General features: G+C 74.4%; 11 protein-coding genes. All 11 read left to right on the top strand.

Translation table 11 applies throughout. The features are described from left to right. The first annotated feature begins 141 nt into the window (after positions 1–141). Positions 142–1152, top strand: coding sequence for a PrgI family protein (locus I6A60_RS38665; RefSeq protein WP_203021738.1), 1011 nt, complete (start codon positions 142–144; stop codon positions 1150–1152). Next, a complete protein-coding gene (locus tag I6A60_RS38660; protein ID WP_203021737.1) occupies positions 1149–3017 on the top strand; it encodes a VirB4 family type IV secretion system protein in 1869 nt (622 codons plus the stop codon). The genes I6A60_RS38665 and I6A60_RS38660 overlap by 4 nt, the downstream gene beginning before the upstream one ends. A gap of 58 nt (positions 3018–3075) precedes the next feature. Then, positions 3076–5559, top strand: a complete 2484-nt coding sequence (locus I6A60_RS38655) for a type IV secretory system conjugative DNA transfer family protein (protein ID WP_203021736.1) — start codon at positions 3076–3078, stop codon at positions 5557–5559. Further along, positions 5556–6611 carry a replication-relaxation family protein gene (locus I6A60_RS38650; RefSeq protein ID WP_203021735.1) on the top strand — a complete coding sequence of 352 codons (1056 nt, stop codon included), beginning with the start codon at positions 5556–5558 and terminating at the stop codon, positions 6609–6611. The genes I6A60_RS38655 and I6A60_RS38650 overlap by 4 nt, the downstream gene beginning before the upstream one ends. An 835-nt stretch (positions 6612–7446) precedes the next feature. After that, entirely contained in the window at positions 7447–7647 is a 201-nt protein-coding gene (locus I6A60_RS38645) for a hypothetical protein (RefSeq protein ID WP_203021734.1), read from the top strand. A 100-nt stretch (positions 7648–7747) separates the two neighbouring features. Beyond that, positions 7748–8938 (top strand): AAA family ATPase, encoded by a 1191-nt coding sequence (locus tag I6A60_RS38640; protein ID WP_203021733.1) that lies wholly within the window; start codon positions 7748–7750, stop codon positions 8936–8938. 102 nt (positions 8939–9040) lie between these two features. After that, complete coding sequence (locus I6A60_RS38635; protein ID WP_203055843.1) at positions 9041–10939, top strand: VWA domain-containing protein; 1899 nt, start codon at positions 9041–9043, stop codon at positions 10937–10939. A gap of 105 nt (positions 10940–11044) precedes the next feature. Then, positions 11045–11704, top strand: coding sequence for a hypothetical protein (locus I6A60_RS38630; RefSeq protein ID WP_203021731.1), 660 nt, complete (start codon positions 11045–11047; stop codon positions 11702–11704). 38 nt (positions 11705–11742) lie between these two features. Then, positions 11743–12555, top strand: coding sequence for a hypothetical protein (locus tag I6A60_RS38625; RefSeq protein ID WP_203021730.1), 813 nt, complete (start codon positions 11743–11745; stop codon positions 12553–12555). A gap of 760 nt (positions 12556–13315) precedes the next feature. Further along, a complete protein-coding gene (locus tag I6A60_RS38620) occupies positions 13316–13576 on the top strand; it encodes a hypothetical protein (RefSeq protein WP_203021729.1) in 261 nt (86 codons plus the stop codon). A 111-nt stretch (positions 13577–13687) separates the two neighbouring features. Beyond that, on the top strand, positions 13688–13915 hold the full coding sequence (locus tag I6A60_RS38615; protein ID WP_203021728.1) for a hypothetical protein: 228 nt from the start codon (positions 13688–13690) through the stop codon (positions 13913–13915). Positions 13916–13990: the final 75 nt, after the last annotated feature.

Genomic DNA, 13990 nt, shown 5'->3' with positions numbered 1-13990 from the left:
GGCCCGGGACGTCCCGGGCCCGGACGGTCGGGGCCGGGCCGGCGGGGCCCGGGCCGCTCGGGACCGGGCCGCCGTCCGTGACCGGGTCCGCCCGCCGCCCTTCCTGATCGCCCATCCCGACCGTTCGTTGGAGGATTTCTGATGTCTGCTGTCTCACCGGGTGCGAGTGCCGGTGTGGAGGTCAGTGACCGGGTGACGATCCCGGCGGATCTCAACGTCGAAGATCGCATCCTGGCGGGTCTGACCGCCCGCCAACTGGCCCTGCTCCTCCCGACGCTGCTGCTGGCGGCTGGCCTGTTCTGGGTGCTGTCCCCGGTGGTGCCGCTCCCGCTGGTCGCGGCGGTGTGTGTCCCGGTCGCCGGGGTCGGGACGGCGTTGGCGCTCGGGCGCCGCGACGGCCTGCCCGCCAGCCGCTATGTGGCCGCCGCGATCGCGTTCCACCGCACCCCACGGCTGGCCCTGCCGGCCGCCGACACGGCCGACACGGCGCCGTCGGGTGGCTGGGTGCCGGACATCGCCGCCGCCCGCCGCCAGAACGCGACAGCCGCGCCGCTCGCCTTCGACGTCCACGACGGGGGCCTCGAAGCCGCCGGCGTGGTCGACCTCGGCGTCGACGGGGTCGCGGTCCTGGCCGAGGCCGACGGCGCGACGCTGACCCTCGCCTCCCCGGCGGAGCGGGCGAGCGCGGCGGTGGCGTTCGCCCGGCTGCTGAACGCCCTGTCGGGCCCGGTGCAGATCACGGTGCGCGCCGCCCCGGTCGCACTCGCCCCGCACCTGGCTCGGCTGCGCGCCCACGCCGAAGGACTGGCGCATCCGGCGCTGGCCGCCGCGGCCGAGGCACACGCCGACTTCCTCGAGGACCTCGCCGCCGGGCGCACCCTGCTGGCCCGCCAGATCCTGCTCACCGCCCGCGAACCCGTCCCACCCCGCAGCGGGGCGGCCGGGTGGGAGGCCGCCGCCGGCCGTGCCGTGCGCCGGCTGGAGGAAGCCCGCCTGCTGCTCGCCCCCGCCGGAGTCGGCGTGCGGATCCTCGACGGCCCCGCCGTCGCCAGCCTGCTCGCCTCCCTCGCCCACCCCGGCGCCCCCGCCCTACCCGACGGCATCACCGCCACCGGCCCCATCACCGGCCCGAGCTTCGGAGAGTTCTCATGAGCCCCCGCCTTCTCCGCCGACGCCCCACCCCACCTGACGAGAACGGGCCGGTGGTGTGGACACCGCCCGGGCTGGAAGTCGAAGCCCGACAGCTGTGGGTCGGGGACCTCGTCGCGGCGACCGTCGCGGTCGTCGGCTACCCCCGCGAGGTCGGCCCCGGCTGGCTGGAGCCACTGCTGTCCTACCCCGGCCGCCTCGACGTGTCGGTGCATGTGGATCCGATCGCGGCGCCGGTCGCGGCGTTGCGGCTGCGCCGCCAGCTCGCCCGCCTCGAATCCGGCCGACGTGCCGGAGACGCCGCCGGGAAGCTCGCCGACCCACTGATCGACGCGGCAACCTACGACGCCGAGGACCTCGCCGGCCGGCTCGCCCGCGGGGAGGACCACATGTTCACCGTCGGCCTCTACGCCACCATCTACGCCGAAGACCCTGACGAGCTCGTCGAGGAGAAGGCGCGGGTGACCGCGCTCGCCCACAGCCTGCTGCTCGCCGTGCACCCCACCACCTACCGGATGCCGGCAGGCTGGGCGTCCACACTGCCCCTGGGTAGTGACCTGCTGGGGTTGCGCCGCACGATGGACACCTCGGCGCTGGCCGCCGGGTTCCCGTTCACCACCCCGGACCTGCCGCTGCCCGATCCGGACCGGCCCGGCGCGGGACCGGTCGTCTACGGGCCGAACCTGCACTCCGCCGGTCTGGTCGCCCACGACCGGTGGGCCCAGGCCAACTACAACTCGGTCACCCTCGCCAGTAGCGGCGCGGGGAAGTCCTACCTGACCAAGCTCGACGTCCTGCGCTCGCTGTTCCAGGGCGCGCAGGTCGCGGTCATCGACCCCGAGGACGAATACGCCCCGCTGGCCGCCGCCGTCGGGGGCACCCACCTGCCCCTCGGCGCACCCGGGGTGCGGCTCAACCCGTTGGACCTTCCCGCCCACGGCCGCTCCGACCCGGACCTGCTCACCCGCCGCGCCCTGTTCACCGGCACCCTGCTCGCGACCCTGCTCACCGACCCCGACCAGACCGCCACCGCCGGCCTGGACGCGGCGGTTCGGGCCGCGCTCGACCGGGCGATCCTCGCCGCGTACCGCACCGCCGGGATCACCGGCGACCAGGCCACCTGGACCCGGCCGCCACCGCTGCTGCGCGACGTCGCGACCGCGCTCGGCGCTGACCCCGACCCGGCCGCCACCACGCTGGCTGCCCGGTTGGAGCCGTTCACGACGGGCAGCCATCGCAGCCTGTTCGACGGGCCGACCACCCTCGCGCCCGAGGGTCATCTGGTCGTCTACTCGCTGCGCGCCCTGCCTGCCGAGCTGCGCGCCGCCGGCACGCTGCTCACCCTGGATGCGATCTGGCGGACCGTCGCCGACCCGGCCCGGCGGCGGCGCCGGCTCGTCGTCATCGATGAGGCCTGGCAGCTGATGGCCCACCCCGCTGGCGCCACCTTCCTGCGCCAGCTCGCCAAAGCCGCCCGCAAACACTGGACCGGGTTGGCACTGGTCACCCAGGACGCCGCCGACCTGCTCGCCACCGACCAGGGCCGCGCCGTCGTCGCGAACGCCGCCACCCACCTGCTGCTGCGCCAGGACACCTCCGCCGCCACCCAACTCACGAGCGCGTTCGGCCTCTCCGACGGCGAGATGAGTTTTCTGCTCTCCGCCCGTCCCGGCGATGCGCTGCTGCTCGCCGGGCCGGGACGGCGCGCGGCGTTTCGAGCCGTCGCTTCTGATGACGAACACGCCCTGATCACCACAGACCCGGCCGAAACGCCGACCACCGGGCCGCACACCAGCCCGGCCGGCCCGGCCGCCGTCGCCGTCTCGCGTCAGCAGTGGTCACCGGCCGACGACGCCGACCCGCTCTGACCGACCCCAGTCACACGCCCGCCCTGGCGCCGTCCCGCCGCGTTTCGAGGAGTTCCCCATGCCCCCGACCGTCATCGCGTTCACCTCGCTGCCACCGCCACCCCCACGACCCGCAGCGCCGCATCTCCCGCCCGCTCTGGCCAGCCGGCTCGCTGGCATCCTCCACTGGGCCGCGACACTGCTCACCCGCCATCCGCTCCTGACCGGCGTCGCCCTGATGGCCGCAGTGGTCATGGCGAGCGAGGCCCAGGTCCTGCTCCGCCGCCACCGCCACACCCGCCTCGCCACCGGGGCGCGTGTCGTGGAGGTCCTCGTCCCGCCGGAGGTGACCGCCGGGGGGGCGGGGGCTTTCTGGGGCCAGATGGCCGGCCTGTTGCGCCCCCCACTCGACCGGCTGATCTATGGGCAGCCGCACCTGGGCTGGGAGATCGTCGCCGGCCAGAGCGGCACCGCGTTTCGCCTGTGGGTGCCGGGCCAGGTCCCACCGGGCCTGGTCGAGCGGGCCGTGCAGGCCGCCTGGCCCGGCGCCCGCACCGACACCCGCCCCGCCACCCCACCCCTGCCCGAGGACGCGCTCGCCGTCGGCGGCCGGCTCCAGGTCGCCCGCCGCGACGTCCTCCCGCTGCGCGTCGACCCGGAAGGCGATCCGGTACGGGCGCTGCTCGCCGCCGCCGCGGACCTCGACACCCACGAACAGGCGGTCGTGCAGATCCTGGCCCGCCCCGTCACCGGCCGCCGGCTACGCCGGGCGGCCCGCGACGCCGAACGCCAGCGCGGCCAGCACCGGCCCACCCTCCTGATCGCCGCCCTGGACCTGCTCACCAGTCGGCCGCGCCCGTCTACCGGCAGCGGGAGAAGGCCGGGGCCGACCCCGCCGGAAGAAGCGGCCGCCTCGCGGGCGATCGGGGTCAAGCAGATCGGCCCCCGGTTCGCCGTCACCGTCCTCTACACCGCCGCCACCAGCCACACCCCCGCCGACCAGGCCGCCCGGCGGGCGGCGCTACGGGTCCTGCGCGGGCGGGCGCACGCCCTGGGTTCGGTGTTCGCGCTCTACGCCGGTCACAACTACCTGCGCCGTCACCGCCTACCCCACCCCATCCCCGCGCTCGCCGGCCGCCGGCTTGGCCGGGGCGCGCTCGCCAGCGTCGAGGAACTCGCCGCCCTCGCCCACCTCCCACTCGACACCGCGGTGCCCGGGCTGGCGCGGGCCGGGGCGGCAGCGGTCGCAGCTCCCGCCGCGATCCCGACCGGCGGCCCGGACGTGAAAATCCTCGGGGATACCGATGCGGGGCGGCGCAGGCCGGTCGGGCTGCGGGTCGCTGACGCTCGCCATCACGTCCACGTCCTGGGCGCCACCGGCTCGGGGAAGTCGACGCTGCTGGCGAACATGATCCTTGACGACGTCGAGGCCGGCCGAGGGACGGTCGTGGTCGATCCGAAGGGCGACCTGGTCAACGACCTGCTCGCTCGGCTGCCCGCGGACGTGGCGGACCGGGTGATCCTGCTGGACCCGCAGGACAACGCTCCACCGCCGTGCCTGAACATTCTCGATGGCGCGGACCCGGATCTGGCCACCGATCAGCTCGTCGGGATCTTCCGGCGGATCTGGGCGGACAGTTGGGGTCCCCGCACCGACGACCTGCTGCGCGCGACCGCGCTGACGCTGCTGACTCGGCCGCAGGCAGCCGCTGGCGAGGTTCCGACGTTGATGGACGTCGTCACGCTGCTCACCGACCCGCAAGCGCGGCGCACAGCGACGACGGGGATCAAGGATCCGATCCTGGCCGGGTTCTGGAACTGGTACAACGCCCTGTCTGACGGTGCCCGCGCCCAGGCGATCGGCCCCGTCCTGAACAAGCTGCGCGCCCTGCTCCTGCGCAAGTTCGCCCGACAGGCTCTGGCGGCCGGCCGCTCCACGGTCGATCTCGCGGACGTGTTGGATCACGGAGGGCTGCTGCTGTGCCGGATCCCGAAGGGCACGGTCGGGGAGGACGCCTGCCAGATCGTCGGCTCGATCGTGCTCGCCAAGGTCTGGCAGACCGTGTTGACCCGCGCGCACCGGCCACCACACGAACGGCCCGACGCGACGGTGGCGCTCGATGAGTGCCAGAACTTTTTGACCCTGCCGGGGTCGATCGAGGACATGTTGGCCGAGGCCCGCGGCTACCGCCTCGGCCTGGTCCTGGCCCACCAGCACCTGCGCCAGCTCCCGACCGACCTCGCCGACGCCCTCGCGACCAACGCGAGAACGAAGATCGTGTTCGCGTGTTCCCCGCAGGACGCCGTCGCGCTCGCCCGCCACACCGCCCCCGTCCTGTCCGAACACGACCTGGCCCGGCTGCCGGCGTTCACCGCCGCGACCCGTCTCGTCGTGCACTCCGCGGACACCGCGGCGTTCACCCTGCGGACCAGGCCCCTGCCGCCGGCCGTTCCTGGCCGGGCCACCGTGCTGCGCCACGCCGCCCGCCGCCACACCGTGGTCGGTGAACCCCGCCCGGCGCATGACCCGCGTCCGCAGCCCGAGACAGGAGCGCCCCGATGACCGCCCATCGTGCCGCGCGCCCCGCCGCCGACCGGCTGGTCTGGGAGGCCGGCAGCCGGCTCACCCCCCGCGACCGGTGGCTACTCGCGATGCTCGCCGAACACCAGGTCCTCACCGGCGCCCAGATCACCCAACTCGCCTACACCAACCCCCGCACCGCCCAGAGCCGCCTCGCGCTGCTGCACGGCCTCGACGTCCTGGACCGCGCCCGCCACTACTACGGCCCGAGAACCGGCCCGTACCACTACACCCTCGGCCCGACCGGCGCCCGCCTGCTCGCCGCCGAACGCGGCACCACCCTCGCCGACCTCGGCTACCGCCGCGACCACTTGCTGACGCTGCTGAACTCCCCGCGGCTGGCGCACCTCGTCGGCACGAACGGCCTGTTCACCGCGCTCGCCCACACCAGCCGCACCCTCCCCGAGAAAGAGGGGCTGACCGCCTGGTGGCCCGAGACCCGGGCCGCCGCCATGTGGGGGCAGTTCATCCGCCCCGACGGCTACGGCACCTGGCACACGGCCCATCGCCGGCTGGACTTCCACGTCGAGTACGACACCGGCACCGAACCCCTCACCCGCGTCCTCGCCAAGCTACCCGGCTACGCACGGCTCGCCACCGCCAGCGGTATTCCCAGCCCCCTGCTGATCTGGCTACCGACCGCCGGCCGGGAAGCCCACCTGCGCGCCCGCCTCGCCGCGAGCTCCTCCCACGGCGCTGTTCCCGTCGTCACCGCCAGCCCCACCCCGACCAGCCCAGACGACGAGCCGGGTGACCTCGCCGGGGCGCGGACAGTCTGGCTGCCACTGGACGCGACCCGCAGAGCCACGCTCCACCAGCTCGCCGAGCGCTACGGCACCCTCACCACCCCCACCCACGACCCCGACGACGACCCTCCCGGCGACCGCGACGCGCCGTTTCCCCGGCCCCCGGCCGACCAGCCCTTACCGCACCCGGAACACACCACAACCACCACCGCTATTCCCGGGAATGTTCAATCAACTCGATTGCGCGGGTTTCCCGGACAGCAGATTATCCCGGGAAAAGCCCGGTAAGAAACCGTCACTGGAACCGGAGGCGCGTATCCCGCCGGGCCGGCCCGGTCTTGGCGGCCCGCGGCCCTCGCCTGGCCGGAGTGCGCCGCGGGATCGGCCACGCCAGACAGCCCGTCCGCCCTGCATCAGCAGCGGCCCGAAAAGACCCCTCCCTGGGGTCAAGGAAAACCCCAGGAAGACCCCTCGCTCTAAGCGCGAGTACCAATCACCAGCCGAAACCGCAGGCCACCGGCCCGTAGGGTACTCACTCGCCAGGCCAGACTCGCCGACGAGAGAACGTCACACGTACTGCGAGCCCCCCACCCCTACCGGGGCGGGGGGCTCGCAGTCCGCGTTCCGTTCTCCCATCGGCCCTTCGGCCCTACGGGCCGGCCGGCCCGCGCGGGCCGGGGCGCTGGTCGCGGGGCGCGACGCCCCGGGCCAGGCGGCCCCGGGCCGGCGAAAGGCGGACGCGCGGCGGCCGGCCCGCGCACCCCGCGCCTTTTCCCATCCGACCACCACCTTTCGTCCCGCGCGAACATCGTCCGATCGAATCGTAACCCAATTCCGCGCCGAATACCACGCGGATTCCATGACTTTTAGGCGTCATTCCATATCCGGGCGCCCGCGTCTACCTCTCATCCCATGAATGGGCAAGGCGTTTTCCATGACTCTTTTCATTAGTTTGCCTAAAGAGTCATGGAAATGGGGGTTCACAATTGCCAATGAGGCGAGCTAGCGTTTGTGGTGTCGGAAACGGCGCACGACGAAAGGCGAATAGGCGAAGCCCTATCCCCGCCGTGTTTCCGTAGCCGAACATTCCCCCCGGTTTCCCGTAGGTCAAAGGAGACGTGCCGTGCCCGCGAACACGCCCATGGTGTGCCCGGAATGCGGTGAGCCCGCCGTACCCCACCGCCCGGCCGTGCCGGCCGTGGCGGGCCGCGACGACGGGACCTGGTCCCACCGCGACGGGCAGCCGTTGTGCCCGGTCATCGGGCCGCACGGCTACCAGCCCGCCGACCCGGTTGCGGCCCGCCGGACCGCCCGCGCCGCCTGATCACCTTCGGGGTTTCCCCGCCTTCGGACGCGCCGCCCGCCGGGCGCGCCCGCGCCCCGCCCTGCCCGCTACCCCGCCCCGTGCCTTGGGAGCCCCCGCCATGACCGCTGTGCCACCGCCGGACCCCACACCCCCGTCGATGCCCCGGCTTTCGCCGGGTGAACTGCGCCGCCAGGTCGCCGCCTTCCTGGCGGCGCATCCTGGTGACCACACGCCCGGTCAGATCGCCCGGGCTTTGTCCGGCCGGTCATCGGGCGCGGTCGGCAACGCGCTGGACGCGCTGACCGCGTTGGGCGCGGCCCGGATGACCAGCCCGAAGCCACGCACCTTCACCGCCACCGCGACGACCGGCGACGCCGCCGCCCCCACCGGTCCGCCGAAGGCCGCCGGTCCGCCGAAGCCCCGCGCGCCCAAGCCAACACCCCCCACACCCCCAGCGCCGGCCACACCCCCCGCGCCGGCCGGGCCGGCGGCCACGGCGGATCCGGGGTTGCCGCCGGGGGCGGTGCGCCGCCCGGGCGGGGGTGTCTATCGGCCCAGGGAACTTGCCGGGCTGCCCGACGTGGAAGCGCTACGCAAGCTGCGCGCCGCCGGGGTCCCGGTCCTTCTGTACGGACCGCCGGGCACGGGGAAGACGTCGCTGGTCGAAGCGGCGCACCCCGACCTGATCACCATCGCCGGGGACGGGGACACCACGGTCGGGGACTTCCTGGGCGAATACACCCAGGACCCGGGCGGCGGCTACACCTTCATCTACGGCCCGCTTATCCGCGCCATGATCGAAGGCCGCTGCCTGTTCATCGATGACGCCACCCTGATCAGCCCCGCCGTGTTGGCGTGTGTGTACCCGGCGATGGACGGCCGGGGCGAAATCCAGGTCAAGACCCACAAAGGCGAAACGATCACCGCCGCGCCCGGTTTCTACATCATCGGTGGCCACAACCCGGGTGTGCACGGGGCGGTGCTGACCGAAGCGTTGGCGTCGCGGTTCGCGGTCCAGATCAAGGTGACGTCCGACTACGACCTGGCCGCCACCCTGAAGATCGCCCCCCGGGCCGTCGCGGTCGCCCGTGACCTGGCCCGCCGCCGCGAAGCCGGCGATGTCGGCTGGGCGCCCCAGCTACGCGAACTGCTCGCGTTCCAGAAGGTCGCCGACGCGCTGGGTGAGGACATCGCCGCCGCGAACCTGATCGGCGCCGCCCCGGACGAGGACCGCGACGTCGTCGCGGACGCCGTCCGAAAAGCCTACAGCAAATCGATCAAGCCTTTGGCTCTCGGCCGCCAGGTCTGACCGCCCACCCCGGCCGGTCCCGCGCCCCCGCGCCCCGCCCCCGGGATGGCCCGGGACCGGCCCCCACCCCCCTTCCTGTTCCGATCTTTGAGGGAGCCCGTGATGGCCCACGTGCACGCCGACCCGACCGCGACCGGCATCCTCGCCCTGCCCGATGAGTGGCTACCCCTGTCCGCCCGCCTGACCGGCGCGCTTCCCGCGCTCACCGACCGCTATGAGGACCTGGTCGTGCACTGCGCCCCGGGCGCGGGCCACGGCTCACCCGCCTGCTACCTGCCGCACCTAGGCGTGATCGAAGTCGACGCGGCCCACCTGGACGGCCTGGACCCGACCGGCCTGGACCCGATGATCGCCGCCGACCGGGACCGCTACCCGGTCGTGTGGGGACTGGTGGCCCACGAAGCAAGCCACGCCGACCACACCCGCTGGCAGCCCCCGGACGGCACCCCCGCCCCCGTCACCGAAGCCGCGCTGGTGTTGGAAGAAGCCCGCATCGAAGCCGCCCACCTGGCCCGGCGGCCCGCCGACCGGCGCTGGCTACGCGACATGGTCACCCAGGTCGTCCTGGCCGACTTCCCCCCACCCGCCACCACGCCACCCCCCGCCGCCCCGGCCGCCCCCGGCCCGGACCCGGCCGCCCCGGCCACTCCCGGCCCGGACCCGGCCGCGCCGGCCACTCCCGGCCCGGACCCGGCCGCGCCGCCGGACCCGGCGGCTACCGGGCCGGGGGCGCCGGCCGCCGATCCACGGCTGGCGTTGGGGATGACGGCGGCGGACGCCACCCGGGCGGCGACGCTTCTGTTGGCCCGGGTCGACGCGGGCGTCCTGGACGCCGACGAAACCGACCGGGTACGCGCGGTGGTGGCCGGCATCCTGGGCGCGCGGAAGTACGCCCGGCTACGCGCGGTGTGGCGCAAGGCGCTCAGGACCGGCGATGAGGACGGCGACGCGATGGCCGCTCTCGGTCGCCGGTGGTGCGAAATCGCCGGGATCAACCCCGACCAGGCCCCCACCACCCCCGGCGACGCCGACACCACCCCGGCCGGCGAGCCGGCACCGCCCGGCGGCCCGTCGCCGTTGGCGCAGGCGGTCGCCGACGCGCTGGACGCCGTCCGCGACACCAACCGCCGCGACCGGGCGCAGGAGAAGCGGGCGCAGGAAAAGAAGACCCGCGAGGACACCCGCCGCAACGCTGAGAAGGCGTCGAACGTCAGCGATCGCCACAAGTTCCCCGACGGGTACACCAACCTGGGCCGCCGCCGCGCCCCGACCGGGTCCGAACAGGCCGCCGCCCGCCGGCTCGCCCGCGCCCTACGCGACGCCGCCCGCCGCGAATCCACCACCCGCACCGTCACATCGGCCACGCCGCCCGGGCGGCTACGGATGCGCGTGGCGCTGGCCGCCGACGCGCAACGCGCCGCCGGGGCGGTCCCCACCGCCGAACCGTTCACCCGCACCCAGCGGCGCGCGACCCCCACCCCACCGCTGCGCGTCGGAATCGCCTGCGACGTGTCCATGTCGATGAAAGACGCCGCCGGCCCGGTCGCGTCCGCCGCCTGGATCCTCGCCCGCGCCACCAGCCACCTCCCCGACGCGACCAGCGCCACCGTCATCTTCGGCAACCGGGTCCGCCCGATCACCCGCCCCGGCCGGGTCCCCACCCAGGTCATCGACTGGACCGCGAACGACTACACCGAAGCGTTCGTCACCGCCGTCGACACCCTGGACACCACCCTGGGCCTTTCCGGCCGCGACGGCGCCCGCCTCCTGGTCGTCATTTCCGACGGCCACTTCAACGCGATCCCCGACGACTACCAGCAGGTGGCCGGCCGCGCCCGGTTGGACCGGATCGCCGCCGCCGGCTGCGCCGTGCTGTGGCTCACCCCACACAACGCCGTGTGGCCGTGGCTGGCCGGGGTGACCGCCTACCAGCTCACCGACCCGGCCACGACCGCCGACGCGATCGGCCGGGCCGCCATCGACGCCCTACGCCACGCCTAACCCGCCCGCCTGCCCGGCCCGGCCGGCACCCCCGGCCGGGCGGGCAGGCCGTGTCAAACCCCCACCGCCCGCCTCATCCCACCCCCTTGTCAGGGAAAGGTCGTCATGACACCCGCACCGCTCACCCCGCCCGTCCGAACGGGTAGCACCGTGCACGGCTACACCGTCGTGCGCTACACCGACGGCCACCCGGCCGGCACCGCCAGCGCCGACCGCCTCGCCGACGCGGTCGCCGAAACCCGCCGGCCGTTCGCGAAGGTCCTCGACCGGCTCGAACACACCGACGGCCTCCTCGCCCGCACCCAAAGCACCTCCGCCGCGATCCTCCTCGACGGGTTCCTACCCGTCGTCTGGATCGAGCTGGCCTACACCCCGCCGCCCGCGAACACCCCCGGCCGGGCGAAGCCGGCCTTGGACGACATCTACCAGCACGGCGGCGCCTACACCGTCGACTACACCGACAGCGACGCCAGCACCCAACCGGTCAAGACCGACCGGCTCATCCCGAGCGCCTTCCTCGCCGCGGACCTCGCCGTCGACTTCCTCTACGAACGCCTCGCCGACCTTCACACCCCCACCCGGGCCGGTCACCCGTGGCATTTCACCGCGACCGTCGGCCTGCACCACCTCACCGTCGCCCGCCTCCTCCTCGCCTACGTCCCCCCGCCGGCCGGCTCGGTCCCCGACACCGACCCCGCCCTACGCGACGCCCTCACCGCCGCCGCCTTCCAGGCGGACCCACGCCCCGCCACACCCACCTCCTGACCGAAGGCGCCGCCCCCACCTGAGAAGGGACACCTGTGATGAGGCTCGACCGTGTGGCCATCCGCCGCGCCGACAACGCCCGCAGCACCGCCGTGACCTACCTGCCCCTCGATGACACCGTCACCGTCCACTGGCCCGACGGGCCGGCCACCTACCCCGCCACGCAGATCTACGTGCCCGCCGGCCCGGTCTCGTTCGAGCCGGTCGAGCACGGCACGCACCTCGACCTGTTCAACGGCTGGTGGAGCGCCCGCTACCACGGCCACGGCCCGCACAGCGCCGACCTGCACTGCCACGACAGGGCGCACTGGACGGTATGGCGCATCCCGGACGCCGCGACCGCCACCCAGCTCTGGAACGACCGCGAAAAGATCAGCCGCGTCGTCCGCGACACCGGCCACCGCGACCCGCGCCTGACCGTGACCTACCACGACGACTACGCCGCCGTCGCGGACTACCACCACCCGCACACCTTCCTCGGCGCGTTCACCTACCCGCCCGGCCACCGCCACCTGCACACCGAGCCCCGCCCGCGCCACCCCGCGCGCACCCTCCCCGAAGGCAGCCGCCTGCCGCTGGCCGCGCTCCCCGTCGGCGCGCACATCCTCACCTCCCGCACCGGCGCCCCGCACCGGGGCGACGGCGAGGACATCCTCGTCGTGCGCGCACGCCCCGACTCCGACGCCGCGCACCCTGACGGGCCCGCGCCGGCCGTCGAGCTGGCGCTGCGGGACCGGGCGCACGGCCAGCTCGTTCACGCCACCGACGAGGTCACCGTCACCGCCGGCCACTACGTCCTGGACCACTGGCCCCACACCCTGCCGGACCCCGCCCCGGGGCCGACCGGCTAACCCCACCCGCCGCCCCGCCGCCCCGGCCGCCGGGGCGGCCTCGCCTCCTAGCCCCGCCATCAGCGCGCCCCGTGACTGCGTTCCACCGGCCCCGGCCGCCAGGCACCGGCCGGCGCTCATCACGGACCAGGAAGTCTCGCCCTGCGACGTGACCCAGCCACGCCGTCCGCTTCACCGAACCAAGCCCGGCGGAAAGCCCGCGGGGGCTTCTCGCCGCGGCCCCGCCGTCCCGAAGGAGTCCGCCACACCGCCCGTGTGGCCTGATGCCGGCGCCCGCGCCGGGATGGGGGCGGCGGGCCGCGCCGATGTTCCCACCGGGCCGCTGGACGTCCTGACGGCCCGGGCCACGCCGGACAACGCCGCACCATCGAAGGGCCACCGTCCCCGGCCGGGGGCGGCGGCCCTTTCGACGTAGCGGGCATTGGCGTTGGATCACGGCAACTCAGCGGCGCAGCGGCCGGGCGTCGGGGGCCGGGCGGACCGGGCACCCGCCTCCCGGTCGGCGCTCTGATCGCTACGGCCGGCGCGCTGCCGGACGGCACCTTCCGCCGAGCCCCCCCTCGTCGTGTGGCACGCAGCGGCGTCGGGTGAATACCCGAACTCCCGGGCCCGCATTCCCAGTGAAATAGAGAAATGGGAGTGGTGAAGAGAATTGCAAGTAATGGCGCGACCGGCGTTGTTTGGGGTTTCGGATCGAGCTATGTTTTTCGGGCCGGCCGATTCGCGGCGGCAATTACCATTGTTTGGAGGTTTGTTTGCCATGAACGGAACGGATCTTGTGGTGCTGGTGTCGTACCCGTGTGGCGACGGCCCCGGGGGCGCCCCCGAGGCGCCGTCGCCCGTGCGGTATTTCCCGGGCGGCTGCCCGGACGACGAACCGGACGGCTGGCCCGGCCCGCTGGACTACGACGGGCCGCACAGCCTCACCGTGTGCCCGGCGTGCGTGGCGTCGTGGCTGGACGACCACCTGGTGGGCTACCCGGTCCCGGCCACCACCGTCACCGCGCCCGCCGCCCCCTGACACCCCCCGGGGGGCGCCGCCCCCCGGGTTCGGCCGCCGTGCGGGCGCCCGTCCGTACGGCGGCACGCGGTACCGCCGGTCATCCCTTTCATGTCATGAAGGAGGTGCGGGATGCATTCCCAACCCCCCCCCGCTCACCCCGCATTGCCCATGCTGATTGGCGACGAGCTTCCGACCTCTGGCGGGAACCCGAGCTGGACGCGGCGCCTGGCCGGCAGGCTTCGCGCCGCCGTCGCGGAAGCCGTCGCGCTGATCATTGTTCCGGTCGTGGTCGTCTCGCTTTTGGTCGTCGCGTTCGTGGCCGTCACGGTCGTGGTCCTCCTCGCCCCGGACGCCTAGCTAGCCCGCCCCCGGGGGCGGGCGGCGCCCCCCGCCCCCCCCCCCCCGGGGCGCCCCGGCCCCCGCCGCCCCGAC

Origin of the sequence: Frankia sp. AgB1.9, from assembly GCF_016786355.1 — a bacterium.
Classification (GTDB): domain Bacteria; phylum Actinomycetota; class Actinomycetes; order Frankiales; family Frankiaceae; genus Pseudofrankia.
The sequence above is the reverse complement of the archived record's forward strand: the minus strand, read 5'-3'. Positions and strand labels throughout refer to the sequence as shown.

What these genes read in the sequence shown, in the direction of transcription:
- I6A60_RS38660 (WP_203021737.1), top strand. Translation starts at nt 1,149, where the DNA reads ATGAGCCCCCGCCTTCTCCGCCGACGCCCCACCCCACCTGACGAGAAC.
- I6A60_RS38640 (WP_203021733.1), top strand. Translation starts at nt 7,748, where the DNA reads ATGACCGCTGTGCCACCGCCGGACCCCACACCCCCGTCGATGCCCCGG.
- I6A60_RS38635 (WP_203055843.1), top strand. Translation starts at nt 9,041, where the DNA reads ATGGCCCACGTGCACGCCGACCCGACCGCGACCGGCATCCTCGCCCTG.
- I6A60_RS38620 (WP_203021729.1), top strand. Translation starts at nt 13,316, where the DNA reads ATGAACGGAACGGATCTTGTGGTGCTGGTGTCGTACCCGTGTGGCGAC.
- I6A60_RS38655 (WP_203021736.1), top strand. Translation starts at nt 3,076, where the DNA reads ATGCCCCCGACCGTCATCGCGTTCACCTCGCTGCCACCGCCACCCCCA.
- I6A60_RS38650 (WP_203021735.1), top strand. Translation starts at nt 5,556, where the DNA reads ATGACCGCCCATCGTGCCGCGCGCCCCGCCGCCGACCGGCTGGTCTGG.
- I6A60_RS38665 (WP_203021738.1), top strand. Translation starts at nt 142, where the DNA reads ATGTCTGCTGTCTCACCGGGTGCGAGTGCCGGTGTGGAGGTCAGTGAC.
- I6A60_RS38615 (WP_203021728.1), top strand. Translation starts at nt 13,688, where the DNA reads ATGCATTCCCAACCCCCCCCCGCTCACCCCGCATTGCCCATGCTGATT.
- I6A60_RS38625 (WP_203021730.1), top strand. Translation starts at nt 11,743, where the DNA reads ATGAGGCTCGACCGTGTGGCCATCCGCCGCGCCGACAACGCCCGCAGC.
- I6A60_RS38630 (WP_203021731.1), top strand. Translation starts at nt 11,045, where the DNA reads ATGACACCCGCACCGCTCACCCCGCCCGTCCGAACGGGTAGCACCGTG.